This is a genomic window from Streptomyces sp. NPDC031049 (genome assembly GCF_055571015.1).
On the sequence record NZ_JBVIGC010000004.1, the window covers coordinates 280409 to 304527 of the forward strand.

Below are 24119 nucleotides of genomic sequence, written 5' to 3' on the forward strand. Positions count from 1 at the left end.
GCGGTCGTCACCAGTGAGAGGGGTCATGGCCCGTCCGTCTCAAGTACTACGCGGGGTAGGTCCCCGCTCGACACACGGTGCCCGCGACGCCGGCCGGGGGCGGGCGGCCGGTGCGGGGTCGCCGCTCAGTAGCCGGACGGCCGCACCAGGCCCGTCTCGTAGGCGAACACCGCCGCCTGTGTCCGGTCCCGCAGGCCGAGCTTCACCAGGATGCGGCCCACATGGGTCTTCACCGTCTGCTCGGCGACGACGAGCCGCTCGGCGATCTCCGCGTTCGACAGGCCCTGCGCGATCAGGGCGAGCACCTCCGTCTCCCGCTCCGTCAGGGCGCCGACGCGCTCCTTCAGCGGGGCGCGCGGTCTGTCGTGCAGCCGGGAGAACTCGGTGATCAGCCGCCGGGTCACGCCGGGCGCGAGCAGCGCGTCCCCGGCCGCGACCACCCGGACGGCCTCGGCGAGCTGCTCGGCGGACGCGTCCTTGAGCAGAAACCCGGAGGCACCCGCGCACAGCGCCTCGTACACGTACTCGTCGAGGTCGAAGGTGGTGAGCACCAGCACTCTGACGTCGGGGTGGGCGCCGACGATGCGGCGCGTGGCCTCGATGCCGCCCAGCTCCGGCATGCGGATGTCCATGAGGACCACGTCGGGGACGAGTTCCGCGACCTTGGCGACGGCGTCCAGGCCGTCCACCGCCTGACCGATCACCTCGATGCCGGGCTGGGTGTCGAGCAGCACGGTGAATCCCTGCCGGACCATCTGCTGGTCGTCGGCGATCACCACGCGGATCGCGCCGGAACTGCCGCTCGTCATGGTCTGCCGTCCTCAGGGTAGTAGCGGACACTCGGGTCGTCGGGGGGTGGCTGGTCGGTGCCGTCGGCCGGCAGGAACGCGGACACCTGGTAGCCGCCGTCCGGCAGGGGGTGCGCCGTCAGGGTGCCGCCGAGCATCGCGACCCGCTCCCGCATGCCGAGCAGCCCGTGCCCGGCCCCCTGGGACGGTGCAGCCGACCGCACCGGCGGGGAGTTGACGACCTCGACCCGCACGCCGGTCGGCAGGTGGGTGAGGTGGACCCAGGCGCGGGCGCCGGGCGCGTGCCGCAGCACATTGCTCAGCGCCTCCTGCACGATCCGGTACGCCGACAGCTCCACGCCCGGCGGCAGCGGCCGTCGGGTGCCGCTGATCTCGGTGGTCACCGTCAGGCCCGCCGCCCGGGTGTTCTCCACCAGGGCGTCCAGCCGGTCGAGGGTGGGCTGCGGGGAGTGCGGGGCGGGGTCCGAGCCGGGCCTGCCGGGTCCGTCGAGCGGCTCGCCGGTCTCCGGGTGCTCGGAGCGCAGCACGCCCAGCACCCGGCGCAGTTCCGTCAGCGCCTCCAGCGCGTTCTGCCGGATGCCCGCCAGGTTCTCCTTCAGCTCCTCGGGCGGGTCCTGCACGAGGTGCGGGGCGACCTGGGCCTGGATGGAGATGACGGACATGTGGTGGGCGACCACGTCGTGCAGCTCGCGGGCGATGCGGCTGCGTTCCTCCAGCAGGGTGCGCCGGGCGCGCTCCTCGGCGGTGAGCGAGGTCTGCTGCACCAGCTCGGCCCGGGCCTCGCGGCGTCCGCGCAGGGCGGTGCCGAGCAGCACGACCACGGCGAACAGGGCGACGGCCAGCTGCCCGGTGGGCTGGTAGTCCAGCCCACCCAACAGGCCCTGGACGACATAGGTGACCAGGGCGCTCAGGGCGAGGGCCTCCACCGCCACCCGGGTGCGGACCCGCAGGGCGAGCAACAGCAGGACGAACAGGTGGGCGATCAGGCCGGCCGAGGTCCACGGCCAGGTGAACTCGTCCGAGCCCGGTTCCATCAGGGAGCGCACCGCCATGGCTCCGACCACGGTGGCCGCCAGCGCCACCCACCAGGCCAGGACCGGCCGCCACAGCGCCAGCACCATCGCGCCGGCCTGTCCGAGGCCGATCAGAAAGGCGAACCCGGGCTCCAGCCCGCCGTGGTCGGCGAGCTGGGCGGCGTCGCCCAGCAGCACCCCGAGGGCCGCCAGGCACACGATCCCGTGCGGCAGCCAGCGCAGCCATGTGGACGGCGGCAGCGGGTCCACCCGTGCGGTCCACAGGTCGTCGCGCAGCACGCGCAGCCGGCGCGCGGCCCCGCTCCCCCTCGTCATCACGCCCCCACCCTAGGCTCCGACGTGCGGGTCGTACCGGTGCGATACGACCGCACCACCCGGGGCCGGCGCCGGCCGCCGCCCCGTTCGGCGCTGTGGAAGGCCGCCCAGCACCCGGCCAGGGCCACGGCGAACACCGGCAGCCAGGCCAGCCGGGCCGCGACCCAGCCCAGACCGTCGGGCAGCGTGTGCAGGCCGGGCAGGCGGCCGGCGAGCAGACCGGTGGCCGTGGTCGCCATCAGGGCCGTCTGATGCCAGAGGAAGATCGTCATCGCGGAGAGGTTGGCGAGCGCCACCCCCGCCCAGGCCATCGGTCTGCGCATGGCGCGGCGCAGCGGTCCGCGCAGCAGCAGGGCGAGACCGCACTGGGCCAGGCCGAAGGTGACGGCGGCGAGCGTGGGCGGATCGAGGTTGGAGACCGGGGCGCCGGGGACGCCGACCATCGACGCCGGATAGCCGGCCCAGGCGACCAGCGCCGCGGTGCCCGCGGTGCCGCCGAGGAGCAGGACCCACCCGGCGCGGCGGCCCTCCAGCTCGCCCCGGGTCCAGGCGGCGCCCAGGGTGTAGGGCACCAGCCAGCCCGCCGCCACGTTGACCCAGCCGAGCCAGGACGGTCCGCCGAGTCCGAAACGCACCAGGTCGACATGGAGGACGACGACCAGCGGCCAGAGCGGATGCAGCCGGGTCAGCAGCGGAGTCGCCGCCGTCAGCGCGGCGAACACCAGCAAGAACCACAGCGGGGACAGCGCCAGTCGGACCAGGGTGCGCACGGTGGTGAACTCGGCGTCCGTCAGCAGCAGGGCCGCCGCCGCCACCGTCCACAGGGCGAGGACGGCGGCGACCGGGCGGAAGAGCCGCGACAGCCGGGCGCCCAGCCAATCGCCGTACGACAGGCCGCGGGAGCGGGCCGCGGCATACCCGCGGGTGGCGACGTGGCCGCCGACCAGGAAGAACACGGCGAGGGTCTGGAAGGCCCAGGAGACGGGCGCCAGCCAGGGCAGATGCTGCAAGGGGCTGGCCGCGTACAGGGTGCCGCCGTCGGCGACCAGGGCCGTGACCAGCCAGTGGCCGAGGACGACTCCGAGGATGGCGGCGGCGCGCAGCGCGTCGACGGAGCGGTCCCGGTCCGCGGGAGTGGCCGCGTCGATGCGGGCGGCGGCGCGCACGGCGGCCGATGCCGGGCCGACCGGTCCGCCCTGCCGGGTGCGGTCGTGCGGGACGCGGCGGCGCGGGCCGCTGCGCGCGGTACGGTCCGCGCTGCGGCGCGGGGTGCCGACGTCAGGCACGGGTCACCTCCTTCGTGTGTCCCAGGACGATCCGCGCGAGGTTCGCCAGGGACGGGGAGCCGGGGTCGAAGTAGTCGCTGTGGCCGCCGTCACCGGCGTCGAAGACACGGGCGCCGAAGGACGGGGAGACCGGGTCGGTGCCGAAGCCGACGGTGGTGCCGAACAGGCCGGCGCTGAGGTGGGGCACGTGCTCCACCCAGTCGTCGGTGCCGCGGGCCGCCCAGACGCGGGCGTCCGTGTCCAGCTCGGCCGCCGTGTCCACGCCCGTGCCGGGACTGCCGACCAGGGCGAGGTCGGTGACCCGGGGGCCGGGGGCGCGCAGGCCGGGGGCGGCCCGGGCGCAGACCACGGAGCCGTAGGAGTGGCAGACCAGGGTGAGACGCGCGTCCGGACCGGTGACGGGGCGCAGGGAACGGACCAGCGCGCGCAGGCGTGGGGCGGCCCGGTCGGCGCGGTCGGCGGTGAGGACGGTGGTGCTCACCGTGCCGGGCGTCTCGTAGCCCAGCCAGGCCACGACCGCCGTGTGCGGGCCCTGCGGGGCCTGCGCGGCGAGCCGCCGGTGCAGGGCGAGGGCGGCGGCGCGGAACCGGTCGTAGGTCTCCAGGCGGGTGTCGGAACCGGGCACCAGGACGGCGACGCGGTCGGCGCCGGCCAGGTCGCCGAAGACCTCCGTGGCCCGGCCGGCCCCGCGGCCGTCGAAGGCGAGCAGATGCCGGGCGGGGTCGGCCAGCTTCCGGTCGGCGACGGCGCGGCGGCGGTCGCCGTGGGCGGCGGCCATGCGGGACGCCTCGGCGGCGTTGGCCCGGTTCGCCGCGTACGTCGCCTCCAGCGTCGCCGCCGTCACCGGGGCCGGTGCGGCGGGCGGCGGAGCGGGGATGCCGGGGCGCGCGGCGGCCGAGAGGGGCAGCGCCAGCGCGCACACGACGAGGGCGGCGAGCAAGGTGCGCAGCCACCGGGCGACGCCGGGTCCTCGGCCGGCATCCGGCCGCCTGCCGACGCCGCGCCACCGTCCGGCGCGGGGTCCTCGACCGGCGTCGGGCCCTCGGCCGGCGCGGGGCCGTCGGGCGGTGCCGTGCCGCCGGTGTCCCGTCGCCCCCCGTGCCATGACCGCTCCCCTCTCGCTGCGCCCGCCCATCAGGCGCCCGTGGAGAGGAAGTTACGGAGCGTCACCCGTAGACCGCGTCACACCGAGGAGCTCATCTGCCAGGTAGCTCTCAGGTATGACGGGTACGACAGCCAGGCATGGCAGGTACCGACAGCGAGGAACGGTGGAGAGGGGAGCCCCTCACCACGCCAACTGCGCGATCTCCTCCGCGACCACCGCGCAGGCGTCCGCCGCCGGGTCGATCAGCGGGAAGTGACCGACGTCCTCCAGCAGCGTCACGCCCACCACCTCACCGGCCCGGGCCGCCGCGTCCGCGTACGACTCGGCCACCGCCTGCGGCACGTCGGCGTCGGTGCGTCCCTGGACCAGCGTGGTCGCGATGCCGGTCGGGAGCAGCAGCGCCGGGTCCGCGTACGGCCGGCGTCCCGCGAACGCCTCGGTTCCGCCCAGCAGTTGGCGCGCCGCGCCGCCGCACACGGACAGCTTGTCGGCGACGGCGAGGTCGGCGATCGGCGCGAGGGCGACCACACCGCGCAACGGGGCGGGACGCTCGACGCGCCAGGGTGCGTCGGCGGGCAGCACGTGCCGGGCCGCCGCCCACAGCGCCAGGTGGCCGCCGGCCGAGTGTCCGGTGAGCACCATGCGGCGCGGATCGGCCTGTGGCAGGTGCTCCCGCAGGAGCGCGGGCAGCGCGTCGATCGCGGCGGCCACGTCGTCGAAGGTCTCGGGCCAGCGCCCGGCCACCGGATCGCCCCCGCGGTCGCCGTCACGGACCCCGTCGCTCCCGGCGTCGCCGCCGGCAGGCCCCCGCCGGTACTCCACGCTCGCCACCGCGAAGCCGCGGCGGGCCAGGAATCCGGCGAACGGGCTCATGTGCCGCCGGTCGTACGGCGCGCGCCAGGCACCGCCGTGCAGTACGACCACCACGGGCGCGGGACCGCCCGGCCCGGCCACGGCACGCGGGACGTAGAAGTCGATCACCTGGTCGGGATGGTCGCCGTAGGCCGAGGTGAGGTCGGGATCGACCGCGGGGCGGGAGAAGAGCGACGCCTCCTCCGCGGCGTTCCGCGCGGCGGCGTGCCCCGTCTCTGCGGCAGCGTCCGGCATGCTCCAACCTCTCAGCGTCACAACCGTGTCGGGAACGTGATGGGGGCCGGGGGAACGACAATCGGCCGATGGCGGGACGCTATCAGGCCGGTGACGTGCGGGTACATGGGAATGTCACGCTGGGTGAGCCGGCGGGGGACGCCGCCCGGAGCCGCCCGGACGGACCCGCTGCCCCGGCACCGGCCCACACCCCGGGTACCGACACCGGGACCGGCCCACGCCCCCGGATGCCGGCACCGGCACCGGCACCCCCCCCCGGCTCTCAGCCCTCGGCCCTCAGCCCCGGCCGCCCCCATCCCCGGCCCGACCGCCCCCGCTACTCCAGAACCTCCCCCAGCACCCGTGCCGCCCGCTCCACGTCCGCGAAGCCGACGTACAGCGGGGTGAAGCCGAAGCGCAGGACGTCCGGGTGGCGGAAGTCGCCGACCACCCCGCGTCCGATCAGCCGCTTCATCACGTCCCCGGCACCCTGGCACCGCAGCGCGACCTGGCTGCCGCGCTCGTCGTGCGCCGTCGGCGTCACGCACTCCACCCGCCCCTCGGGCACGTACCGCGCCACGCACCGCAGGAAGAAGTCGGTCAGCGCGAGCGACTTGGCCCGCACCGCCTCGACCGACACCCCCTCCCACACCTCCAGGGCCGCCTCCAGGGCGAGCATGGAGAGGATGTCCGGCGTGCCGACGCGCCCCCGCAGGGCACCGGCCGCCGGCGCGTACGCGGACGCCATCCCGAACGGCTCGGCGTGCGAGTTCCAGCCGGGCAGCGGCGAGTCGAAGCGGTCCTGGAGTTCCCGGCGCACGTACAGGTAGGCGGGCGAACCGGGCCCGCCGTTGAGGTACTTGTACGTACAGCCCACCGCCAGGTCCACGCCGTGCTCGTCCAGGCCGACCGGCAGGGCGCCCGCGCTGTGGCACAGGTCCCATACGGCGTACGCCCCCGCCGCGTGCACGGCGGCGGTGAGGCCGGGCAGGTCGTGCAGCCGGCCGGTGCGGTAGTCGACGTGGTTGAGCAGGACGGCGGCGGTGCGCTCCCCGAGCGCCGCCGGCACCTCGGCCGGTGTCACGGGGCGCAGCGCGCACCCCGTCATCCGGGCGGCCGACTCGGCGATGTAACCGTCCGTGGGGAAGGTGGTCGCGTCGACCAGGATCTCGTCCCGAGCCCCCGCCCGGGCGGCGTCGCCGGTCCCGGCCCCGCTCTCCTCCCCCGTCCCGTCCCCGTCCTCCCGCGCCATCCGCACGGCGGCCACGAGCGCCTTGAAGACGTTGACGCTGGTGGAGTCGCCCACGACGATCTGCCCGGGGGCCGCCCCGACCAGCGGGGCGATCCGGTCGCCGATCCGCTCGGGCGCGGTCCACCAACCGCTCTCCTCCCAGGAGCGGATGCGCAGCTCGCCCCACTGCCGCCGCACGACGTCCTCGACGGCGCCGGGCACGGCGGCGGGCAGCGCGCCCAGCGAGTTGCCGTCCAGGTAGACGACGTCGTCCAGGACGAACCGGTCGCGCAGCCCGCGCAGCGCGTCGGCGGCGTCCAGCTCCTCTGCCGCACTGATGAGTTCAGACATGGGACCGCGCCGTCCACAGCTCGGGGAAGACGTTCTTGCGGGCCCGCTTCTCCAGCCAGGCCACCCCGGCGGAGCCACCGGTGCCGGTCTTGGCGCCCATCGCGCGCCGGGTGGCGACCAGGTGGTCGTTGCGCCAGCGCCACACCAGTTCGGCGACATCGGTCAGCGCCTCGCCGAGCCGGGCCAGCTCGCCGTTCTGGTCACCGGCGTACACGGCCGTCCAGGCCGCCTCGACCTCCGGCGACGCCTGGTACGGCTGGGACACCTCGCGGTTCAGGACGGCGTCCGGGACGTCGTACCCGCGCCGCGCCAGCAGCCGGACCACCTCGTCGTACAGGCTCGGCTCGTGCAGCGCCTTCTCCAGCTCCGCGTGGACGCGCGGCGAGCCGCGGTGCGGTACGAGCATGGAGGCGGACTTCTCGCCGAGCAGGAACTCCATGCGGCGGTACATGGCCGACTGGAAGCCGGAGCCCTCGCCGAGGGCACCGCGGTAGGAGTTGAACTGGGCCGGGGTGAGCTGCCCCAGCGGGGTCCAGGAGGCGTTCAGCGCCTCCAGCTCGCGCACCGAGCGCTTCAGCGCGTCGGTCGCCGTCCGCAGGTCGTCGCCGCGCAGCGCCCGCGCGGCCGTCTCCCATTCGTGGACGATGACGGTGAACCACAGCTCCATCACCTGGGTCGTGACCAGGAAGACCATCTCTCCGGGATCGTCGGAGAGGGTGTGCTGGAGATGGGTGAGCACGTCCGCCTTGACATAGTCCTCGTACGGCGTGCTGCCCTCGAAGTCGAGATTCGGGGCGTCGTGGGACATCGCTGTCTCCTGATGGCACTCCGGGTAGCGGTCCGCCCTGCCGTTACCGGCACGGGGCCCCGGTCCCCACCTGGCATCCTCCGCAATGGTCCCAGGAAACCGCAAGGCCCGCCCGTCCACGGGCGGGCCCGTCGGGCACCGGCTAGCCGAGGACGTCGGCCGCCGTCGGCGAGGAGTCGCGCAGGAACTGGGTGCAGCGCTCGTACTCCTCCTTCTCGCCGATCGCCTGCGCGGCGCGGGCGAGGGCGTGCAGGGCGCGCAGGAAGCCGCGGTTCGGCTCGTGCTCCCAGGGCACCGGGCCGTGGCCCTTCCAGCCGCTGCGGCGCAGGGCGTCCAGACCGCGGTGGTAGCCCGTGCGGGCGTAGGCGTACGACTCCACGACGCTGCCCCGCTCGAAGGCCTCGTCGGCCAGCTGTGCCCAGGCCAGCGAGGAGGTGGGGTGCTGGGCGGCGACGTCGGCGGGCGAGGTGCCGCCCGCGAGCAGCTCGCGCGGCCCGGGGTCGTCGGGGAGGTGGGTCGGGGGCGGTCCCCCGAGGAGGTTCTCGTGAATGGCCATGGGACCAGTCTGCGGCATCCGATGAGGGCATATGCCGAAGGCCCGGCATCCCAGGGATGCCGGGCCTCGCCGGACCATGGGCCGGCCTCGCCAGACCTTGCCGGACGTCGCCGGGGATCGGTCCCCGGCACGGCCGCCGCGCCGGTTACTTGATGCGCGTGCCCGTGGAGCGCAGGTGGCCGCAGGCCTCGACCACGCGGGCCGCCATGGACGCCTCGGCCAGCTTGCCCCAGGTGCGCGGGTCGTAGGTCTTCTTGTTGCCGACCTCGCCGTCGACCTTCAGGACGCCGTCGTAGTTGCGGAACATGTGGTCGGCGACCGGCCGCGTGAAGGCGTACTGGGTGTCCGTGTCGATGTTCATCTTGATCACGCCGTTCTCCAGCGCGGTCCGGATCTCCTCCTCGGTGGAGCCGGAGCCGCCGTGGAAGACGAAGTCGAACGGCTTGCTGCCGGCCGGCTGACCGTACTTCTCGGCGACGCCCTCGTTCAGCTCCTTCAGCAGCTCGGGGCGCAGCACCACGTTGCCCGGCTTGTACACGCCGTGGACGTTGCCGAAGGAGGCGGCGAGCAGGTAGCGGCCCTTCTCGCCCAGGCCGAGGGCCTCGGCGGTGCGGACCGCGTCGTCCACGGTGGTGTAGAGGGAGTCGTTGATCTCGTGGGAGACGCCGTCCTCCTCACCGCCGGTCGGGGTGATCTCGACCTCGAGGATGATCTTGGCGGCCTTGGCGCGCTCCAGCAGCTCCTGCGCGATGGACAGGTTGTCGGCCAGGGTCTCCGCCGAGCCGTCCCACATGTGGGACTGGAACAGCGGGTTGCGGCCGGCCTTGACGCGCTCCTCGGAGACCGCCAGCAGCGGGCGGACGTACCCGTCGAGCTTGTCCTTCGGGCAGTGGTCCGTGTGCAGCGCGATGTTCACGTCGTACTTCTCGGCGACGATGTGCGCGAACTCGGCCAGGGCGACGGCACCCGTCACCATGTCCTTGCTGTGCTGGCCGCCCAGGAACTCGGCGCCACCGGTGGAGATCTGAACGATGCCGTCGCTCTCCGCCTCCGCGAAGCCGCGCAGCGCCGCGTGCAGGGTCTGGGAGGAGGTCACGTTGATGGCCGGGTAGGCGAACTTGCCTGCCTTCGCCCGGTCCAGCATCTCGTTGTAGACCTCGGGAGTTGCGATGGGCATTGTCCGCTCCTTGTATGTGCGGGTGGGCTGTGTCGTACGTGCTTACGGCCCTGACCTAGACCATGGGGCACCTTGGGGGCGACGTCATCGTCGGCCCCATCTTTCCAGACGAAGCGGAATCGGCCGAGTGGACCTCGGGCCGGTATCCCGGGCGGGGCTCAGTCGAGGCCCAGCTCGTCCTTGGAGTAGGCGTACAGGTACGGCACCCCGGCGCCCTCCTGGATCTTCTCGGCGGCGCCGGTCGCCCGGTCGACGATCGTCGTGACGGCGACCACCTCGGCACCGGCCTCGCGCACGGCCTCGACGGCGGTGAGCGGGGAGCCGCCGGTGGTGGAGGTGTCCTCGACCACCAGGACCCGGCGGCCCTTGATGTCCGGGCCCTCGACGCGGCGCTGGAGGCCGTGCGCCTTGGCGGCCTTGCGGACGACGAAGGCGTCCAGCCTCCGGCCCCGCGCGGCGGCGGCGTGCAGCATGCTCGCGGCGACCGGGTCGGCGCCCATGGTCAGCCCGCCCACCGCGTCGAAGTCAAGGTCGGCGGTCAGGTCCAGCAGCACCTGCCCGACGAGCGGCGCGGCCTCGCCGTCCAGGGTGATGCGGCGCAGGTCGACGTAGTAGTCGGCCTCCAGACCCGAGGAGAGGGTCACCTTGCCGTGCACCACGGCCTTGTCCTTGATCTGCTGCAGCAGCGCGCCGCGTACCTCACTCATGGTGGCCAGCTTAAAGCCGCCGCCAGCTCCAGGTCGTGGTGGCCTCCAGCGGCTCCAGCGGCGTGACCAGGCGCGGGAGGGTGTTCAGGCCGTTGGGCGGGCCGGTCTGCGGCTCCACGCACACGGCGGCGTCCTGCTCGTCGTAGACCACCACCCACTCCTCGGGGCTGGTCACCTTCAGCTCCAGCAGTCCGGGCCAGGTGAGGGTGACGTCGACGCCGCCGGGCATGCCGAAGCAGTCGTCCCAGGGGCCGGGCTTCGGGTCGGTGCGGTTGCCGGTGGGCAGGTGGTCGTCGCCGCGCTCCTCCTGCCAGGCGGCGTCGAAGGCGAGGGCGACGTCCGTGCCGTCGACGGTGCGGTTGAACCACGGGTGCCAGCCGATCTGCGCCGGGAACGACGACTCGTACGTCTCGACGGACATCGCCAGCGTGAGGGCGTCCTCGGTGAGCTCGACGCGCTGGGTGACCCGGCCGGGGTAGGGCCAGGGCTCGGTCAGGTCGTACGTGAGGACGGCCTCGTCCCGCGTACTGCGGGCGGTGCGCCAGGCGGCGTCGCGGGCGGTGCCGTGGATGGCGTGGGGCGGGCTGTTGACCGGCATCTGGTGGACGGTCGCGCCGTCACGGAAGCGGCCCTCGCGGATCCGGCCGCACCAGGGGACCATCGGGAAGCAGCCGTACCGGTCGCCCTGACGGAGCAGCTCCACGCCGCCGACCCGGAGTCCGGCGATCCGTCCGCCGTTGCCCGGGTGGACGGTCGCCTCCGCGTCGCCCGCGGCCAGTGTGATCTCTTCGTTACTCACGGGACGACCCTACTGGGGCGATCAAGAGGGCGCCCACGCCGAACGGCTCCGGCCACCGCACCGGCGCCTGCCCCAGCCACTGACCCGGCGCCTGCTCCGGCCGCGGTCACCTGCGGCGGCGCAGTGCGCGGCCGACGACGACCGCCGACGCCACGACCAGTGCCGCGGCGGGGGCCACCCAGCGCAGGGAGGTGCCGGGGCCGGCCGACTGGGGCGCGGGGACGGGGGCGTACCGGCCCCGCGGCGGGGCGTGGTCCACCTCCTCGGCGCTGCGCCCGATCATCGTCCGCCGCGCGTGTGCCGCCTCGGCGGGCGGCTCGTCGGACTCCGCGTCGGCGGTGGGGTCGAGGGAGGACGGGGGGATCTCGGCGTCGAAGACGGAGGGCGCGGGGGGCTCCGCCGGGGTGGCGGGGTCGGCCGCGTCGGTGTCGGCCGCGTCGGCGGGGCGGGCGGAGTCGGCCGCCGCGTCGGGGGAGTCGGAGGCGGCGGCGTCGGAGGCGGTGGAGTCGGAGGCTGCCGCGTCGGAGGCAGCGGGTCCCGTCGGCTCGGTGGGAGCGGCCGGCTCGGTGGGAGCGGCCGGCTCGGTGGGAGCGGCCGGCTCGGTGGGAGCGGCCGGCTCGGTGGGAGCGGCCGGCTCGGACGGCGGTGCCGGTGGTACCGGGGCGTCGTCCGCGTCCGGGGCCGCGTCGAGGTCGCCGGTGGCGGCGGGCTCGAAGTCCTCCGTGGCCAGGGACTCGACGGAACCCGGCGCCGCCTGGGGCACGGCCGCCGCCAGGTTCTCCGCGAAGCGGGTGAGCAGCCGGTGCACGGCCGAGGCGACCGCGTCCTGCGGCAGCTCGGCGACCCGGCCGTCCGCCGTGGCCGTCCCGGCGAACGCCACCGTGGCGCCGCCCTCGGCGTCCCGCAGGCGCACCGTCAGCGAGAACGCGGCCTTGCCGCTGCCGCGCGCCTCGGTTCCCTCGCCCTCGGCCGCGCAGCCGCCGTCCCCCTGCGCGGACAGCCGCACCGCGCCGCGGTAGGTGATGGAGTGGCCGGCGACGCGCACCTTCAGCCGGCCCGCGACGGGTTCGGCGCCCGCGTCCTGCTGGAGCCCGGGCACCGCGCCGGCGACCCGCGCGGGGTCGGCCAGCACCTCCCTGAGCCGCTCGGCCGGTACCGGAACGAACACCTCATGCTCCATGTCGACGCAGCCTACCCACGAGCCGCCGCGTCCACCCCCCGTCGGCACCAAGTCGTGGGGCCGCGCCCCGGGCGTCAGGGCCTCAGCGCGCCGCGCCCGCGCCGGAGGGGGCCGGGCCGCCGCCCGGCCGTACCAGGCCCGTCTCGTACGCCAGCACCACCGCCTGGGCGCGGCTGGCCAGGCCCAGCTTGGCCATCGTGCGGTTGAGGTGGGTCTTGACCGTGGCCTCGCTGATGAAGAGGCGCTCGGCGGCCTCGGCGTTGGTCAGGCCGCGGGCGACCAGCTCCAGGACCTCGACCTCCCGGCCGGTCAGCGCCGTCAGTTCCGGCGCCGGTTCCGAGCCGCGCGCCGCGCTGTCGGCCACCTGTGTGAACGCCTCCACCAGACGCCGGGTGACCGCGGGGGCGAACAGCGCGTCGCCACCGTGCACGGCGGTGATCGCGGCCAGCAGCCGTTCGGGGCCGGCGTCCTTCAGCAGGAAGCCGGAGGCGCCGGCGCGCAGGGCACCGTAGACGTACTCGTCCAGGTCGAAGGTGGTCAGGACGAGCACCCGGGGCGCCGGGTCCACCGCCTCGGCGAGGATGCGCGACGTGGCCTCGATGCCGGTCATGCCGGGCATGCGGATGTCCATCAGGACCACGTCGGGCCGGGTCCGGGCGGCCAGCTCCACCGCCTGGGCACCGTCGGCGGCCTCCCCGGCCACCTCCATGCCGGGGGCGGCGCGCAGCAGCATGGCCAGGCCGCTGCGGACGAGGAACTGGTCGTCGACGACGAGCACCCTGACCGGGCCGGGCCCGGAGTCGGTACGGCGGTCGGTGTGCTGGTCGGTCATTCGGTGACGGCGTCTTTCCGGTGTGCGGCCGGTGCCGGCGTCGGCAAGGTCAGGTGCACGCCGAAACCCCCTTCGCTGCGCGGGCCGACGGCGATCGTCCCGCCGTAGAGCTTGGCGCGCTCCCGCATGCCGATCAAGCCGTGGCCGCCCCGTCCGGCCAAGCTGTCCGGTTCCCGCCCCCTGCCTTGCAGTCCCTCCAGCCCACTTCCGTGCAGTCCTCTTCCTCCGGCTCCCCTTCCTTCCGCTCCTCTTCCCCCCGCCCCTCGTGCTCCGGCTTCCGCCCCTTCTCCTTCCGGCGCCCGTCCCGCCCCGTCGTCGGTCACCGACACCGTCACCTGGCCCGCCCGGTAGGCGAGTTCCACGGTGGCGCGGGCGCCGGGCGCGTGTTTGAGGACGTTGGTCAGCGCCTCCTGGACGATCCGGTACACGCACAACTGCACACCGGGCGGCAGCGGGCGGGGCTCGCCGGTGACACCCAGTTCCACGGCCACGCCGCCCGCGCGCACGCGGGCGGCCATCTCCTGAAGCTGGTCGAGGCCGGGCGCGGGGCCGCTCTCGGCGCCCTGCACACCGTCCGCGCGCAGCAGCCCCAGCATCCGGCGCAGTTCGGCGAGGGCCTCGCCGCTGGCGCCCTCGATGGTGTCGAGGGACTCGCGGGCGGTGCGGGCGTCGGAGGTGAAGACGAACCGGGCCAGGCCGGCCTGGACGTTGATGACGGCGATGTGGTGGGCGACCACGTCGTGGAGTTCGCGCGCGATGCGCACCCGCTCCTCGGCGACCTCGCGCCGGGCCCGTTCGGCGTGTTCGGCGCGGAGCCGCCGGGTCAGCTCCGCGGTCCTGCGGGCGACGTACCCGAACCGCCACAGCACCAGCGGAAACCCCACGGCCTGGCCGGCCACGGACGCCATGACGGCGGAGTCCGTGACCAGTCCGGCGCAGACCCACACCCCGGCCAGCAGGGCGGCGCAGGCCGCGGCGGTCCTGGTGGGGCGCAGGGAGGCGACCGTGTAGACGGCGAGCATCGGGCCGAAGGAACCCACCACCGGCCACTCGCCCAGGGCGATGTACACGGTCCAGCAGGCGTGCACGGCGAGGCAGACGGCGACCGGGGCCCGGGTGCGCAGCACGAGGGGCAGGTTGACGGCGGCGACGAGGGACCAGGCGAGCGGGTCGAGCGCGGGCCACCCCTGGGCGGCGGCCTCGGTGCCGAGCAGGGCGGCCACGGTCGTCAGCGCCACGGCGATCAGGCCGTCGGCCGCCAGCGGGTGCAGACGCATTGCCGCAGGGTACGGCCGGGGGCGGGCGGACGCGTCCCCTCGGTGCCGTACCGCGGAAGTCGTAGGCGGCACCCGGCGTCTACCGCGCAGGTTGGGGGCGGGTCCACCCGGAGCGGGATTCGGACACCGGCGGTACGGCCGTATGTTCTCGGTGCGAACGGTCCACCCGGGGGTCGCGGCGGTCCGTCCCTGTTTCCGGGGGAGGGCGGACCGCCGCGCGGCTCGTCCGGCGACGACGACCGTGGCAGCGGCGGCGACCGTGGCAGCGGCGGCGACCGCGCCGCCGGGCGGCCCGGTCAGTAGCGGGGATGGGTGAGCGTCGACGGCGGCAGGCCGGGAACGCGGGTGCGGGCCGCCGCGCGGGCGTCGGCGGCGAGCGCCGCCGGGGTGAGCGTGCGCGGCCGGGCGCCGTCCGGATCGAGGCGCAGTTCGGGGCTGGTACGGGCGCCGGCCAGCAGGAATCCCCAGTCGGCGGGGGTGCGGCCGGTCTCCGCCGGACGTCCGGCGTCCCGGCCGGTCACGCGGTAGGGCACCGTACGGAACCCGGCGGCGCGCAGGGTCGAGTCCACCGTCCAGAACACCTCGGGCCGCGCGACCGGACCGGCGTGCACCACCAGCCGCCCGCCGGGCGCCAGCACCCGCCGGGCCAGGCCGTAGAACTCCTGCGAGTACAGCTTCGCCCCGGCCGTGACGGCGGGGTCGGGCAGGTCCGAGACCACCACGTCGTACGTGGCCGGGGGCGCCCCGCGCAGCCGGTGGAAGGCGTCGCCCGTCAGCACCCGCACCCGGCGGTCGTCGAAGGCGTGTCCGTTGAGCGCGGACAGGGCCGGGTCGGTGCGGCCCAGCCGGGCGAGGCCGGCGTCGTACACGACGACGTCCACCCGGCGGACGTCCGGATGGCGCAGCACCTGGCGGAGGGCGAGGCCGTCGCCGCCGCCGAGGATCAGCACGCGCGTGTGGCGCCCGGCGAGGGCGGGGTGGACGAGCGCCTCGTGGTAGCGGCTCGGCTCCCCGCCGGCCCGCCGCAGGCCGTTCAGATACAGCCCCGGGGGCCGGTCGCCGGTGCCGCCGGTGAGGACCACGTCCTGCACGCCGGTCTGGAGGGCGACGCGCACGTCGGGGCCGTAGACGGCCTGCCGGGCGGCGCGTTCGAAGTCGTCGACCAGGGCGGTGGCGGCGACGAGGAGCGCGAGGACGGCGGCGTTGGCGGCCAGCAGCAGCCGGCGGTCGCCGCGGGTCAGGTCCCGCCGGAACAGGCCGAGGACCAGGCCGGCGCCGACGCAGGCGTTGACGATGCCGATGAGCAGGGCGCCGGTCAGCTGGCCGAGGACGGGCAGCAGGAGGAAGGGGAAGGCCAGGCCGCCGATGAGGGCGCCGACGTAGTCCGCGGCGAACAGGTCGGCGACGGCGCCGCCCGCGTCCTGGCGGCGGATGCGCTGGATCAGCTCCATCAGCAGGGGGACCTCGGCGCCGATCAGCAGGCCGATGGCGAGCGAGAAGGCGACCAGCAGGAACCGCGGGCCGTACGCCCACGGTCCGCCCCAGGCGCCGGTCCAGGCGAAGAGGGCGTACAGCACCATGGCACTGCAACCGCCGACGAGGGCGAGGACGGCCTCGATGGCGCCGAACGCGACCGCGGCCCTGCGGCGCAGCCGCTTGGCGGCGAGCGAGCCGATGCCCATCGCGAACACCATGACGGACAGCACGACGGAGGCCTGGGTGACCGAGTCGCCCATCAGGTGCGAGGCGAGGGCGACCAGGACGAGTTCGTACACGAGTCCGCAGGCCGCACAGACGAAGACGCCCGCGAGCACCAGGAACCGCCCGGTGCCCGGCCGGACGGGCAGCCACGCGGTGGCGGGCCCGGGGGCGTCGCCGCCGGCCGGTCCGGCGGGGTCGGCGCACGCGTCCCCGCCGCCGGACACGGCCGGACCGCCAGGGGTGGCCCAGGGTGGCGCAGTGCCGCGTGGGGCGGGGGCGTGCTGCTCGATCACGGTGTGACGTTACGTCACTGATTCGGTGCGCTTCGTCACCCACACGTGTGGAGCTGTCGCTCATCTGCGCACCGCGGGTTTAACCCGTTCACACCCCGGACGGGCTGAGCTGCGACGCCGTGGCCGGCACCGGTGTGCGCACGCCGACGCGCGTCCGGGTGGCCACCAGGTGCCCGTCCTGCGGGTAGGCGTGCCAGGTCCGCCAGTGCACCTGCCCCTCGTGGCGCTGGGCGAGCAGGGCGGTGAACGCGTGCGGGCTGCCGGGGAAGACGCCGGCCAGGCCGTGCGGATGGTCGGAGACCAGGGCGAGCAGTTCCTGGGCGCGGCCCGCGAAGGAGCCGGGCGACAGCAGCTCCACGCGGGCCGCGAACTCGTACTCCCAGTCGCCGACCCGTTTGGCGACGCCCAGCGGCAGGGGGGTGCTGCTGCCCGGGATGCACGCCACCGTCTCCGAGCACACACCCCGCTCCTCCTCCAGGAGCACCTGGTGGGAGGCGCCGAGGAGTCTCAACTGCATCTTCGCGTCGCCCAGTTCCAGGTCGAGGGTGGCCAGCGCGGGCAGCGGTTCGCGCCCCAGGGCCCAGGCGAGGTCGGCGGCGCGCGTGTCGGTATAGGCGGTGTTCAGGGTCGTGAGCATGGATCGGCTCCGCAAGGACACAAAAGGGAAGGGGCGGGTCCAGTGCACGCCGGTCACGCCGGGCGTGCGGCCCGGTCAGCCCTGTCGGCCGGTGGGGTCCGAGGGGGGTCCGAGGGGCTGTGTCGGTGAGGGAGAGCGAATCATGAACTGTGGCGCCGCCACAGCGTTTTTACCCAACTTCGTGGTGTTTCCATCCCTCAGAGGGCCCCACAGCGCAACTGTTCAACCTCGGCGCACGCCCCCGCCGTTGCGCGCACGCCGGTGCGCGCCAACACCCGCCCGAGCCGTGCGCACGCGCGGCGCCGGACGCGGGCCGCGCCCCGGACACGCGGGACGGGGTCCGCTCCCAGGCGCGGACCCCGTGGTGGGGATGCGGTTCCCCGCTTTCGAAGCTCAGCTGCCCCGTGTCAGCTGCCTCCGCCGCATCCGCCGCCTCCCCCGCAGGAGGACCCTCCCCCGCAGGACGACCCGCCCCCGCAGCCGTTCCCCCCGTGGGACGAACCGCCCCCGTCCGCCCACCAGCTGGAACGCCGGGTGCGGCGCGGCGCCGTCGTCGCGCCGTGCGGCAGGACCCGCCGCCGGGTGGCCAGGACCGCCACCACGACCACCAGCGCGATCATTGCCAGGACGATGCCGAACACCATGGCGCCATCCCCCTTTCGATGCCCGAAGCCTCGAAGCAACCCCCCGTGGGCGCCTCGCTCGCGTGTGACCGCGTGTGTGACTGCGAGTGTCACTACGTGTGTCACCGCGTTGTGTGACCGGGACATGCCCGGGCCCGCCCCGCGCCAAAGCAGAGTTGAGGAACTTCAGAGGGTTCTCGGACGACGACGGCCCCTGACCTGCACAGAAGGGCAGATCAGGGGCCGTGCGGGCTTCACTGGGCCGTCTGGGGGCCGTGATCTTCGTGAGAGCGACGCTGAAACAGGCTGTCGATGGCACGCCGGGCCCGCTCGCGGCTGTCGGGCATCAGGTGGGCGTACACCCGCAAGGTCATACCCGGATCGGCATGCCCCATGTACTCACTGACCGCCTTGATGTTCTCGCTGGCGTCCAGCAGTGCGGAGGCGTAGAAGTGCCGGAGGGCATGCATCCCGTGTTCGCGCGCCGACACGTACTTGCCGTCATCGTCGGCTTCCGGGATGAGCCCGGCAGCCGCAAGAGCGGGCTTCCACTCCTTGCCGTTGAAGTTGCTCCGCCACACCATGCCGCCTTGCTCAGCCGTGAAGATCAGCCGGGCAGACACCTTCGGCCCCTCCGGCACGTTCCAGGGCAACGTGATCTCCGCAGGCTTGAAGGCATCCATGTGGGCTCGCAGCGCTTCCGCCACAGAGTCGGGCAGCGGCACGTCCCGCTTCTTGCCGCCCTTAGGCAGCGCGAAGACCGGGTGCCCTTCCACGTGCTTGATCTGCCGGACCACGTGAAGCGTGCGCCCGACGACGTCGATGGCGTCCTCGGCCAGGCCGAAGACCTCGCCTTGACGCAGGCCGCACCCGGCGCCGACATCGACCATGGCCCGGTAGCGCTCCAGCAGGGCCGCTCGAACGGCGAACACTTGGGCAGGCTCCCACGGGACCACCGGGTGCGCGTCGGGCTTGGGCCGCCGTACGGTCCGCGCACTGCACGGGTTGCGGGACAGGAGCGTGTCGTCAACAGCGGCCGACAGGACCGACTGGACATCCGCGAAGATGTTCCGGGTGTAGGAAGCACTCACGCCGGGCTTCGCCTCCAGTGCGGCCAGCAGCTCCCTGATGTGCTCAGGCCGGAAGGTCCCGACCGGACGGGAGCCAAGCACCGGATAGACGTGGAGCCGCAGGCGCCGGCCGAGTTCCTTCCGGGTCATCGGACTGGAGGTCTTGGTGTCCAGCCACTTCTCTGCGTACTGCCGGAAGGTGATCCGCACGGACTTGGGGTCGGTGTACTGACCACGCGTCATGTCGGTCTCAATCGCGCTCAGCCACTTCTCGGCGAGCCGCTTCTTGCCGTCGGGGAAGCTCTTGGACTTCTCAGTCCCGTCGGGGCCGACGTAGCGGGCGCGGTAGCGCATGCCCTTGCCGTGGCGGTCGGTCCTGACGCGGATGGTCTTGCCGCCGGGGGCCGTCTCGGTCCTGTACCAGCGGTCCTGAATATGTCCGGCCATTAGGCGGCCCCTTCCATGAGGGACTCGACCCAGGCGCGTACGTCTTCGGGGTCGAAGCGGAGGTGCCGGCCGACGCGGAAGCCACGGGGGCCGGTGCCCTTGCGGCGCCACTGGTAGACGGTGTCGACGCTGGGCAGGCGGAGCAGCACCACGAGGTCTTCCGGGGTGAGGTACTGCTGTGGCAGGCAGCTCATGCGCACACCTCCCAGTCGTCCATGTCGGCCAGTGCTTCACGTGCTGTCTCTCGGTTCAGTCGGATCTCCTTCGCGATCGTGGCGGCGAGCCAGGATTCGCCGGGGCTGTGGCCCTGTCCGGCGTAGGTCCAGTGGGCGAGAACGAGCGTGGAGCCCTCGATGTCGTCGAGGTCTTCGGAGAGCCCGCGTTCGCGGCGTTCCTGCCGGGCGCGGTAGTCGGCGCGGGTCTGGCGCAGGGCGCCGAGGGTGGTGGAGTACCGGCGGGACTTGGTGGAGAAGTGCCCGCGGAAGCCGAGCATGTGAGCCCACCGGGCCAGCAGCCGGTCGGGGTAGGCGCCATCGAGCGCCCAGCAGGCTTCGATCAGCCGCCGCGTGTGGGCGGGCAGGTCGAGGCGGTCGAGTTCGGCCAGCTCCCCGATGCGGCGGTCGACGGTGCCGGTGGTCTCGGCGGCCTTGGTGGCGTACTTGGCGACGTAGGAGGCGACGGCCTGTTCGGTCAGCTCCTCGTGGCCCAGAGCGCCGATGGGCTGCACGTCGACCTGCGTTCCCCAGCGCAGAGTGCGGGCGGGGAAGTCACCGGCGGCCGGGACGGGGACGGCGACGCGGGCGGCGGCGGCCCGGATCGCAGCGTCCAGCAGGGCGAGGGTGGCCCACGCCGGCGGGGCGGTGTCCGGGCCGCCGGGGCCGTCGAGGCGGACCACAGCGTGGAAGTGGACAGCCCCGCGTTTCTGGAACTCAGCGACCTTGCCGAAGGAGACCCGGCATTCCTCGCGCAGGGCGGCTTGGGTGATGCCCGCACGGGTGGCGATCTCGCGGCGCAGGTAGATGGTGAAGCGGCGCCACAGGTCGCCTGCGTGGTTGTTGAACAGCACTGCCCCGGCGTAGTCGTAGCTCTCCGGGTCCAGGGCCGTGCCCAGGGCGGGGTCCGTCTCGGCGTGCTGAATACCGCAGCGGCAGCGCCCGGAGGTGGGCCGGTTGTGGACCGGGCCGAAGGACGGGGCGGTGAGGGTGGCGAAGACGCGGGGGTGATCCCGCACAGTGGCGGGCACGTCCTTGCTTTCGTCGCCGGTGATCCCGGCGCGGATCAGGTGGTAGGTGTCCCCGGCGTAGGTCCAGGCGCAGGCAGGGCAGCGGGAGGCACGGCGGTTGCCGCAGGCCACCCGGAGGCGTCCGCCCGGCTCCTGCTCGGTGGAGTAGGAGTACAGGACGTCACCGGTCTTGGCGTCGCGGGTGACCGTGGTCCCTTGCAGGTGGATCGGATGGGAGCAGCCGCCGGTGCGGCGGATCTGCTCGCGCCAGCGGTCGAAACCCGGAGCGTTGGCCACGCGGAGAAGGTCGGCGAGGGTGAGGGGGTCGGTGCCCACAGCCGCCGCCACGTCAGCGACAGCGGCCGGGGAAACGGGCAGGTACGTCACGCGGCCACCGCCCGCAGGTGAGGGGTGGCGGGTCGGGTCGGGGTGGCCGTGGCGTAGAGGTGATCGAGGGTGGCCAGGTAGCCGCCGACCATCGGAGCCGGACCCAGGCGGCGCAGGTGCAGGACCGGGGCCAGAGCCGGGGTGAGCCCATCGATCGGCGTGGTGACCAGCAGGTCGTCATCCGCGCGCATCACATCCGCCCGCAGACCCGCATGGGTGGACAGCCGCAGGCCGGGCACGTCCAGCAGCGAGGGGAACACATCCCCCAGGCCGGTGACCGGACCGGCCGGGTCCTGCGGGGTGACGATGCGGACCCGGACGCCGGCCGCTGCCTTGTCGGCCAGCAGCGCAGGCAAGTCCCACACCGCGTCGGCCAGGAACAGCAGGTTGGACACCGCCAGGTCGATGACCGTCGTCGCGTTGGCCAGGGTCGAGCGCCACAGGCCGTAGGGGACGGTGGAGCGCATCGGGTAGCAGGCGACGACCTCGTCTTGAGCGGTCGGCGTGGAGCGGTGGCGCTGTCCGAGCTTGGGCCACAGGTGGTAGGCATCCGCACCGAGGAGCTTGGCGGCGGCTTCGGCGTTACGGGCGTGCGGGGTCCGGTCCGAGTTCAGCCAGCGGTCCACCGACTTGGGGTCCACTCCGAGGTGACCGGCCAGGCCCTCGATCGTGACGTTCGCAGCGACCATCGCGGCACGCAGCCGCTCATTCCCGGAGATCGTGGTGGCGGTCATCGGGCCACCGCCAGAGAGACGCGGACCACGGAGTGGATCGAGCACGGCCGGTACAGCGGGCTGTCGTCTTCGAACTCCTCCGGGGCCAGCGGCACGACGCCGGTGTGCCCTCCGTTGACCGGCCACCGCGCCATCCAGCAGGCACACCGGATGCCGGACTCGTCCGAGCACTCCCAGCGGGCACCGAAGGACGGAACGCAGATGCACGGCACCACCGCACCCGGAACACCCGACAGCTCCCCGCTGTCCACGCTTGCCAGCGAGCCGAAGCAGTCTCGGCACGAATCCGCAGCATCAGCCAGGGAGGCGACGTGCGAAACCTCCAGAAGTCCAGCCATGATGGAAGCTCCCTTCGAGGGACGAAGGAGGGCGGCGGTCTGCTTGGCGGTAGGTGCGTCGCCCTCCGGGGCATTCGCGGCTCAGCCGCGTGACTTACTCTGCTATAGAGCAGACTAGATCACAAGAGGTAGTGCGACATAGGGTGTGCTATGTCGCCAATCTCTGTACGCTCGGCACATGACGGTTAGAGCCCACGACCCCAGGCCGAAGAAGGTGCAGATCGCGGACACCCTGCGCCAAGAGATCGCCGAGCTACCGGCGGGGCACCGGCTTGCATCGCTGCGCGAGGTGGCCGACCGGTTCAAGGTCACCACGGTGACGGCAGGCAGCGCGCTCAAGCTGCTCTCAGATGAGGGTGTGATCGTCTCGGTGCCGAACCGCGGGTACTTCGTGCAGTCCCCGCAGGGCGCAGGCGAGGCCGGGCGGGATGCCGGCGGGCCGGTTAACCGAGATGAGATCAACGCCATCCACTCCGAGATTCAGCAACTTGCCGCCCGGGTGGCCGAGTTGGAGAAGCGTGCTCAGTTCCCGAGCAGTGCCTGACTGGTGATCCACCATGCGCGGCAAGCGACGGAGGCACTAGGGACACGTCCGGTGTCACTGGGGGACATCCGTGGTGCCAACCCCCTGTCACCCGCCGTGTCACCAACTGTCTGAGTGCCAGACTCGAAGGCAGGCATCCGATAGGAGGCAGCAGATGAGTGACCAACGGCCCGCGTGGGCGCGACGGCTTGCCTCGGAGCGGGAAGCTCGGCAGTGGTCGCAGGCCGAGGTTGTCGCCGCGCTCCGGGCGCACGCCCCGAAGCCTTTGCCTGAGGGCTCCAGCATGGTGCGGCAGTGGAAGCGGTGGGAGTCCGGCGAAGTCATGCCGAGCGACTTCTACCAGCCGATCATCGCGGCAACCTTCGGGACAGTCACTCACGCGATCTTCCCAGTAGCCGGGAAGCGGGACGGGAACGCGGAGATCGCAGCCGTCAGCGGCATGGAGACGCTGGACATCATCAGCAGGTTGCAGGCGTCCGACGTGGACAACGCCACGCTGGAAGCCCTCCGGATCACTACCGACCGTCTGTGCTCGGAGTACCCGTTCCTGCCTAGCGGGCAGCTTGCCGCCGAAGGTCGGCAGTGGCTCAAGCGAGTAGCCGGGCTCCAGTCCCAGCGGCTCACGCTCGCGCAGCACCGCGAGGTACTCACGCTGTCCGGTTGGCTTGCCCTCCTGATCGGGTGCGTCGAGTACGACATGGGTGACCGGGCCGCAGCCGAGAGCACCCGTAAGGCCGCCCTGTCTTTAGCCCACGAATCCGGTAACGCGGAGATCGCCGGTTGGGCTCACGAGATGCGGGCATGGTTCGCGCTGACCACGGGTGACTACCGCGGAATCCTCGCGGCGGCCCAAGCTGGGGCGGAGACGGCTCCAAGCCACGGTGTAGCCGTCCAGCTCGCCGGCCAGGAGGCGAAGGCTTGGGCGCGACTGGGCGACCGTCGGCAGACGGAAGTCGCATTGGATCGAGGGCGAAAGCTCCTCGAAGGGATGCCGTACCCCGAGAACCTCGATCACCACTTCGTCGTGGACCCGGCAAAGTTCGACTTCTACGCGATGGATTGCTACCGGCTGTTGGGAGAGGACCGGTTCGCAGAGAACCTTGCCAACGAGGTGATCCGGTCGGGTACCGACTTCGACGGGTCCGAGCGATCACCGATGCGTATGGCGGAGGCGCGGATCACGCTGGGCGTGGTCGCCGCGCGGCAGGGCGATTTGGACCAGGCCGTGAACTACGGCGAGTGGGCTTTGAAGGGCGACCGGCAGTCTCTGCCGTCTTTGCTCATGGTCAGCCGCGAGCTTGCGGCCATCGTCAACCGAGACTTCGCCAACGAGCCGACGGGCCGGGAGTACCTCGATCACCTCACGGCACTGAGCCGCTCATAGCTGAGGTGTTACAGGTTTCTCTACCTCATCAAGGCCCCCGCGCACGGCGCGGGAGCGCGCCGCCTCTGCGGCGCGGCCTGCCTCCTGTCTTCGCCCCGGCTGGCCGCGCCCGGCGGCGCGCAGGCGACTGCGGGGGCGTGGGATGGGGGAACCCCTCTGTGGCTGGGGCGGTCGGCTCCACGGCTT

Annotated in this window: 23 protein-coding genes; 2 read left to right on the plus strand and 21 right to left on the minus strand. The window is 73.5% G+C overall.

What is annotated here, in order from left to right; all coding sequences use genetic code 11:
* Positions 1 to 125: 125 nt before the first annotated feature.
* The 21 genes from ACZ45Q_RS08990 to ACZ45Q_RS09090 all read right to left on the minus strand — a co-directional run bounded on the left by ACZ45Q_RS08990 (position 126) and on the right by ACZ45Q_RS09090 (position 21918).
* The gene (locus tag ACZ45Q_RS08990; protein ID WP_468257063.1) at positions 126 to 809 is read right to left on the minus strand and encodes a response regulator; all 684 of its coding nucleotides are present in this window, start codon (positions 807 to 809) and stop codon (positions 126 to 128) included.
* Positions 806 to 2158: a sensor histidine kinase gene (locus tag ACZ45Q_RS08995; protein ID WP_468257543.1), complete on the minus strand. Its 1353-nt coding sequence runs from the start codon at positions 2156 to 2158 to the stop codon at positions 806 to 808. Before ACZ45Q_RS08995 ends, ACZ45Q_RS08990 begins: the two co-directional genes overlap by 4 nt.
* Entirely contained in the window at positions 2158 to 3324 is a 1167-nt protein-coding gene (locus ACZ45Q_RS09000) for an acyltransferase family protein (protein ID WP_468257546.1), read from the minus strand. Before ACZ45Q_RS09000 ends, ACZ45Q_RS08995 begins: the two co-directional genes overlap by 1 nt.
* 112 nt (positions 3325 to 3436) lie before the next feature.
* A complete protein-coding gene (locus ACZ45Q_RS09005) occupies positions 3437 to 4384 on the minus strand; it encodes an alpha/beta hydrolase (RefSeq protein WP_468257066.1) in 948 nt (315 codons plus the stop codon).
* 345 nt (positions 4385 to 4729) lie between these two features.
* Positions 4730 to 5656, minus strand: a complete 927-nt coding sequence (locus ACZ45Q_RS09010) for an alpha/beta hydrolase (protein WP_468257069.1) — start codon at positions 5654 to 5656, stop codon at positions 4730 to 4732.
* Positions 5657 to 5972: 316 nt separating this feature from the next.
* Positions 5973 to 7217, minus strand: a complete 1245-nt coding sequence (gene kynU / locus ACZ45Q_RS09015; protein ID WP_468257072.1) for a kynureninase — start codon at positions 7215 to 7217, stop codon at positions 5973 to 5975.
* Positions 7210 to 8025, minus strand: a complete 816-nt coding sequence (locus tag ACZ45Q_RS09020; RefSeq protein WP_468257075.1) for a tryptophan 2,3-dioxygenase — start codon at positions 8023 to 8025, stop codon at positions 7210 to 7212. Before ACZ45Q_RS09020 ends, kynU begins: the two co-directional genes overlap by 8 nt.
* Before the next feature lie 142 nt (positions 8026 to 8167).
* Entirely contained in the window at positions 8168 to 8581 is a 414-nt protein-coding gene (locus tag ACZ45Q_RS09025) for a DUF3151 domain-containing protein (protein WP_468257078.1), read from the minus strand.
* 145 nt (positions 8582 to 8726) lie between these two features.
* Complete coding sequence (fbaA, locus tag ACZ45Q_RS09030) at positions 8727 to 9758, minus strand: class II fructose-bisphosphate aldolase (protein WP_468257081.1); 1032 nt, start codon at positions 9756 to 9758, stop codon at positions 8727 to 8729.
* Between the two features lie 158 nt (positions 9759 to 9916).
* Positions 9917 to 10465: an orotate phosphoribosyltransferase gene (pyrE, locus tag ACZ45Q_RS09035; RefSeq protein ID WP_468257084.1), complete on the minus strand. Its 549-nt coding sequence runs from the start codon at positions 10463 to 10465 to the stop codon at positions 9917 to 9919.
* Positions 10466 to 10475: 10 nt separating this feature from the next.
* A complete protein-coding gene (locus tag ACZ45Q_RS09040) occupies positions 10476 to 11264 on the minus strand; it encodes an aldose epimerase family protein (protein ID WP_468257087.1) in 789 nt (262 codons plus the stop codon).
* Between the two features lie 106 nt (positions 11265 to 11370).
* Positions 11371 to 12444: an SRPBCC domain-containing protein gene (locus ACZ45Q_RS09045; RefSeq protein ID WP_468257090.1), complete on the minus strand. Its 1074-nt coding sequence runs from the start codon at positions 12442 to 12444 to the stop codon at positions 11371 to 11373.
* A gap of 82 nt (positions 12445 to 12526) precedes the next feature.
* The gene (locus ACZ45Q_RS09050) at positions 12527 to 13276 is read right to left on the minus strand and encodes a response regulator (protein ID WP_468257093.1); all 750 of its coding nucleotides are present in this window, start codon (positions 13274 to 13276) and stop codon (positions 12527 to 12529) included.
* Positions 13273 to 14553 (minus strand): sensor histidine kinase, encoded by a 1281-nt coding sequence (locus ACZ45Q_RS09055; protein WP_468257096.1) that lies wholly within the window; start codon positions 14551 to 14553, stop codon positions 13273 to 13275. Before ACZ45Q_RS09055 ends, ACZ45Q_RS09050 begins: the two co-directional genes overlap by 4 nt.
* 296 nt (positions 14554 to 14849) lie before the next feature.
* On the minus strand, positions 14850 to 16547 hold the full coding sequence (locus ACZ45Q_RS09060; protein WP_468257100.1) for a polyamine aminopropyltransferase: 1698 nt from the start codon (positions 16545 to 16547) through the stop codon (positions 14850 to 14852).
* 88 nt (positions 16548 to 16635) lie between these two features.
* The gene (locus tag ACZ45Q_RS09065) at positions 16636 to 17184 is read right to left on the minus strand and encodes a DUF2617 family protein (RefSeq protein ID WP_468257103.1); all 549 of its coding nucleotides are present in this window, start codon (positions 17182 to 17184) and stop codon (positions 16636 to 16638) included.
* 877 nt (positions 17185 to 18061) lie between these two features.
* A complete protein-coding gene (locus tag ACZ45Q_RS09070; protein WP_468257105.1) occupies positions 18062 to 19324 on the minus strand; it encodes a tyrosine-type recombinase/integrase in 1263 nt (420 codons plus the stop codon).
* Positions 19324 to 19518: a helix-turn-helix transcriptional regulator gene (locus tag ACZ45Q_RS09075; RefSeq protein WP_468257108.1), complete on the minus strand. Its 195-nt coding sequence runs from the start codon at positions 19516 to 19518 to the stop codon at positions 19324 to 19326. The genes ACZ45Q_RS09070 and ACZ45Q_RS09075 overlap by 1 nt, the downstream gene beginning before the upstream one ends.
* The gene (repSA, locus tag ACZ45Q_RS09080) at positions 19515 to 20933 is read right to left on the minus strand and encodes a replication initiator protein RepSA (RefSeq protein WP_468257111.1); all 1419 of its coding nucleotides are present in this window, start codon (positions 20931 to 20933) and stop codon (positions 19515 to 19517) included. The genes ACZ45Q_RS09075 and repSA overlap by 4 nt, the downstream gene beginning before the upstream one ends.
* Entirely contained in the window at positions 20930 to 21667 is a 738-nt protein-coding gene (locus tag ACZ45Q_RS09085; RefSeq protein ID WP_468257114.1) for a helix-turn-helix domain-containing protein, read from the minus strand. Before ACZ45Q_RS09085 ends, repSA begins: the two co-directional genes overlap by 4 nt.
* Positions 21664 to 21918 carry a hypothetical protein gene (locus ACZ45Q_RS09090; RefSeq protein ID WP_468257117.1) on the minus strand — a complete coding sequence of 85 codons (255 nt, stop codon included), beginning with the start codon at positions 21916 to 21918 and terminating at the stop codon, positions 21664 to 21666. The genes ACZ45Q_RS09085 and ACZ45Q_RS09090 overlap by 4 nt, the downstream gene beginning before the upstream one ends.
* A gap of 265 nt (positions 21919 to 22183) precedes the next feature.
* Here ACZ45Q_RS09090 and ACZ45Q_RS09095 point away from each other — a divergent pair, with 265 nt between their 5' ends.
* Both ACZ45Q_RS09095 and ACZ45Q_RS09100 read left to right on the plus strand, forming a co-directional pair.
* The gene (locus ACZ45Q_RS09095; RefSeq protein ID WP_468257119.1) at positions 22184 to 22549 is read left to right on the plus strand and encodes a GntR family transcriptional regulator; all 366 of its coding nucleotides are present in this window, start codon (positions 22184 to 22186) and stop codon (positions 22547 to 22549) included.
* 154 nt (positions 22550 to 22703) lie between these two features.
* Positions 22704 to 23933, plus strand: a complete 1230-nt coding sequence (locus tag ACZ45Q_RS09100; RefSeq protein WP_468257122.1) for a helix-turn-helix domain-containing protein — start codon at positions 22704 to 22706, stop codon at positions 23931 to 23933.
* The last annotated feature ends 186 nt before the right edge of the window (positions 23934 to 24119 follow it).

Coding starts and splice junctions, on each gene's coding strand:
- ACZ45Q_RS09020 (WP_468257075.1), bottom strand. CDS start 8,025: ATGTCCCACGACGCCCCGAATCTCGACTTCGAGGGCAGCACGCCGTAC.
- ACZ45Q_RS09045 (WP_468257090.1), bottom strand. CDS start 12,444: ATGGAGCATGAGGTGTTCGTTCCGGTACCGGCCGAGCGGCTCAGGGAG.
- ACZ45Q_RS08990 (WP_468257063.1), bottom strand. CDS start 809: ATGACGAGCGGCAGTTCCGGCGCGATCCGCGTGGTGATCGCCGACGAC.
- ACZ45Q_RS09100 (WP_468257122.1), top strand. CDS start 22,704: ATGAGTGACCAACGGCCCGCGTGGGCGCGACGGCTTGCCTCGGAGCGG.
- ACZ45Q_RS09025 (WP_468257078.1), bottom strand. CDS start 8,581: ATGGCCATTCACGAGAACCTCCTCGGGGGACCGCCCCCGACCCACCTC.
- ACZ45Q_RS08995 (WP_468257543.1), bottom strand. CDS start 2,158: ATGACGAGGGGGAGCGGGGCCGCGCGCCGGCTGCGCGTGCTGCGCGAC.
- ACZ45Q_RS09070 (WP_468257105.1), bottom strand. CDS start 19,324: ATGGCCGGACATATTCAGGACCGCTGGTACAGGACCGAGACGGCCCCC.
- ACZ45Q_RS09010 (WP_468257069.1), bottom strand. CDS start 5,656: ATGCCGGACGCTGCCGCAGAGACGGGGCACGCCGCCGCGCGGAACGCC.
- fbaA (WP_468257081.1), bottom strand. CDS start 9,758: ATGCCCATCGCAACTCCCGAGGTCTACAACGAGATGCTGGACCGGGCG.
- ACZ45Q_RS09065 (WP_468257103.1), bottom strand. CDS start 17,184: ATGCTCACGACCCTGAACACCGCCTATACCGACACGCGCGCCGCCGAC.
- ACZ45Q_RS09085 (WP_468257114.1), bottom strand. CDS start 21,667: ATGACCGCCACCACGATCTCCGGGAATGAGCGGCTGCGTGCCGCGATG.
- kynU (WP_468257072.1), bottom strand. CDS start 7,217: ATGTCTGAACTCATCAGTGCGGCAGAGGAGCTGGACGCCGCCGACGCG.
- ACZ45Q_RS09075 (WP_468257108.1), bottom strand. CDS start 19,518: ATGAGCTGCCTGCCACAGCAGTACCTCACCCCGGAAGACCTCGTGGTG.
- ACZ45Q_RS09055 (WP_468257096.1), bottom strand. CDS start 14,553: ATGCGTCTGCACCCGCTGGCGGCCGACGGCCTGATCGCCGTGGCGCTG.
- ACZ45Q_RS09095 (WP_468257119.1), top strand. CDS start 22,184: ATGACGGTTAGAGCCCACGACCCCAGGCCGAAGAAGGTGCAGATCGCG.
- pyrE (WP_468257084.1), bottom strand. CDS start 10,465: ATGAGTGAGGTACGCGGCGCGCTGCTGCAGCAGATCAAGGACAAGGCC.
- ACZ45Q_RS09050 (WP_468257093.1), bottom strand. CDS start 13,276: ATGACCGACCAGCACACCGACCGCCGTACCGACTCCGGGCCCGGCCCG.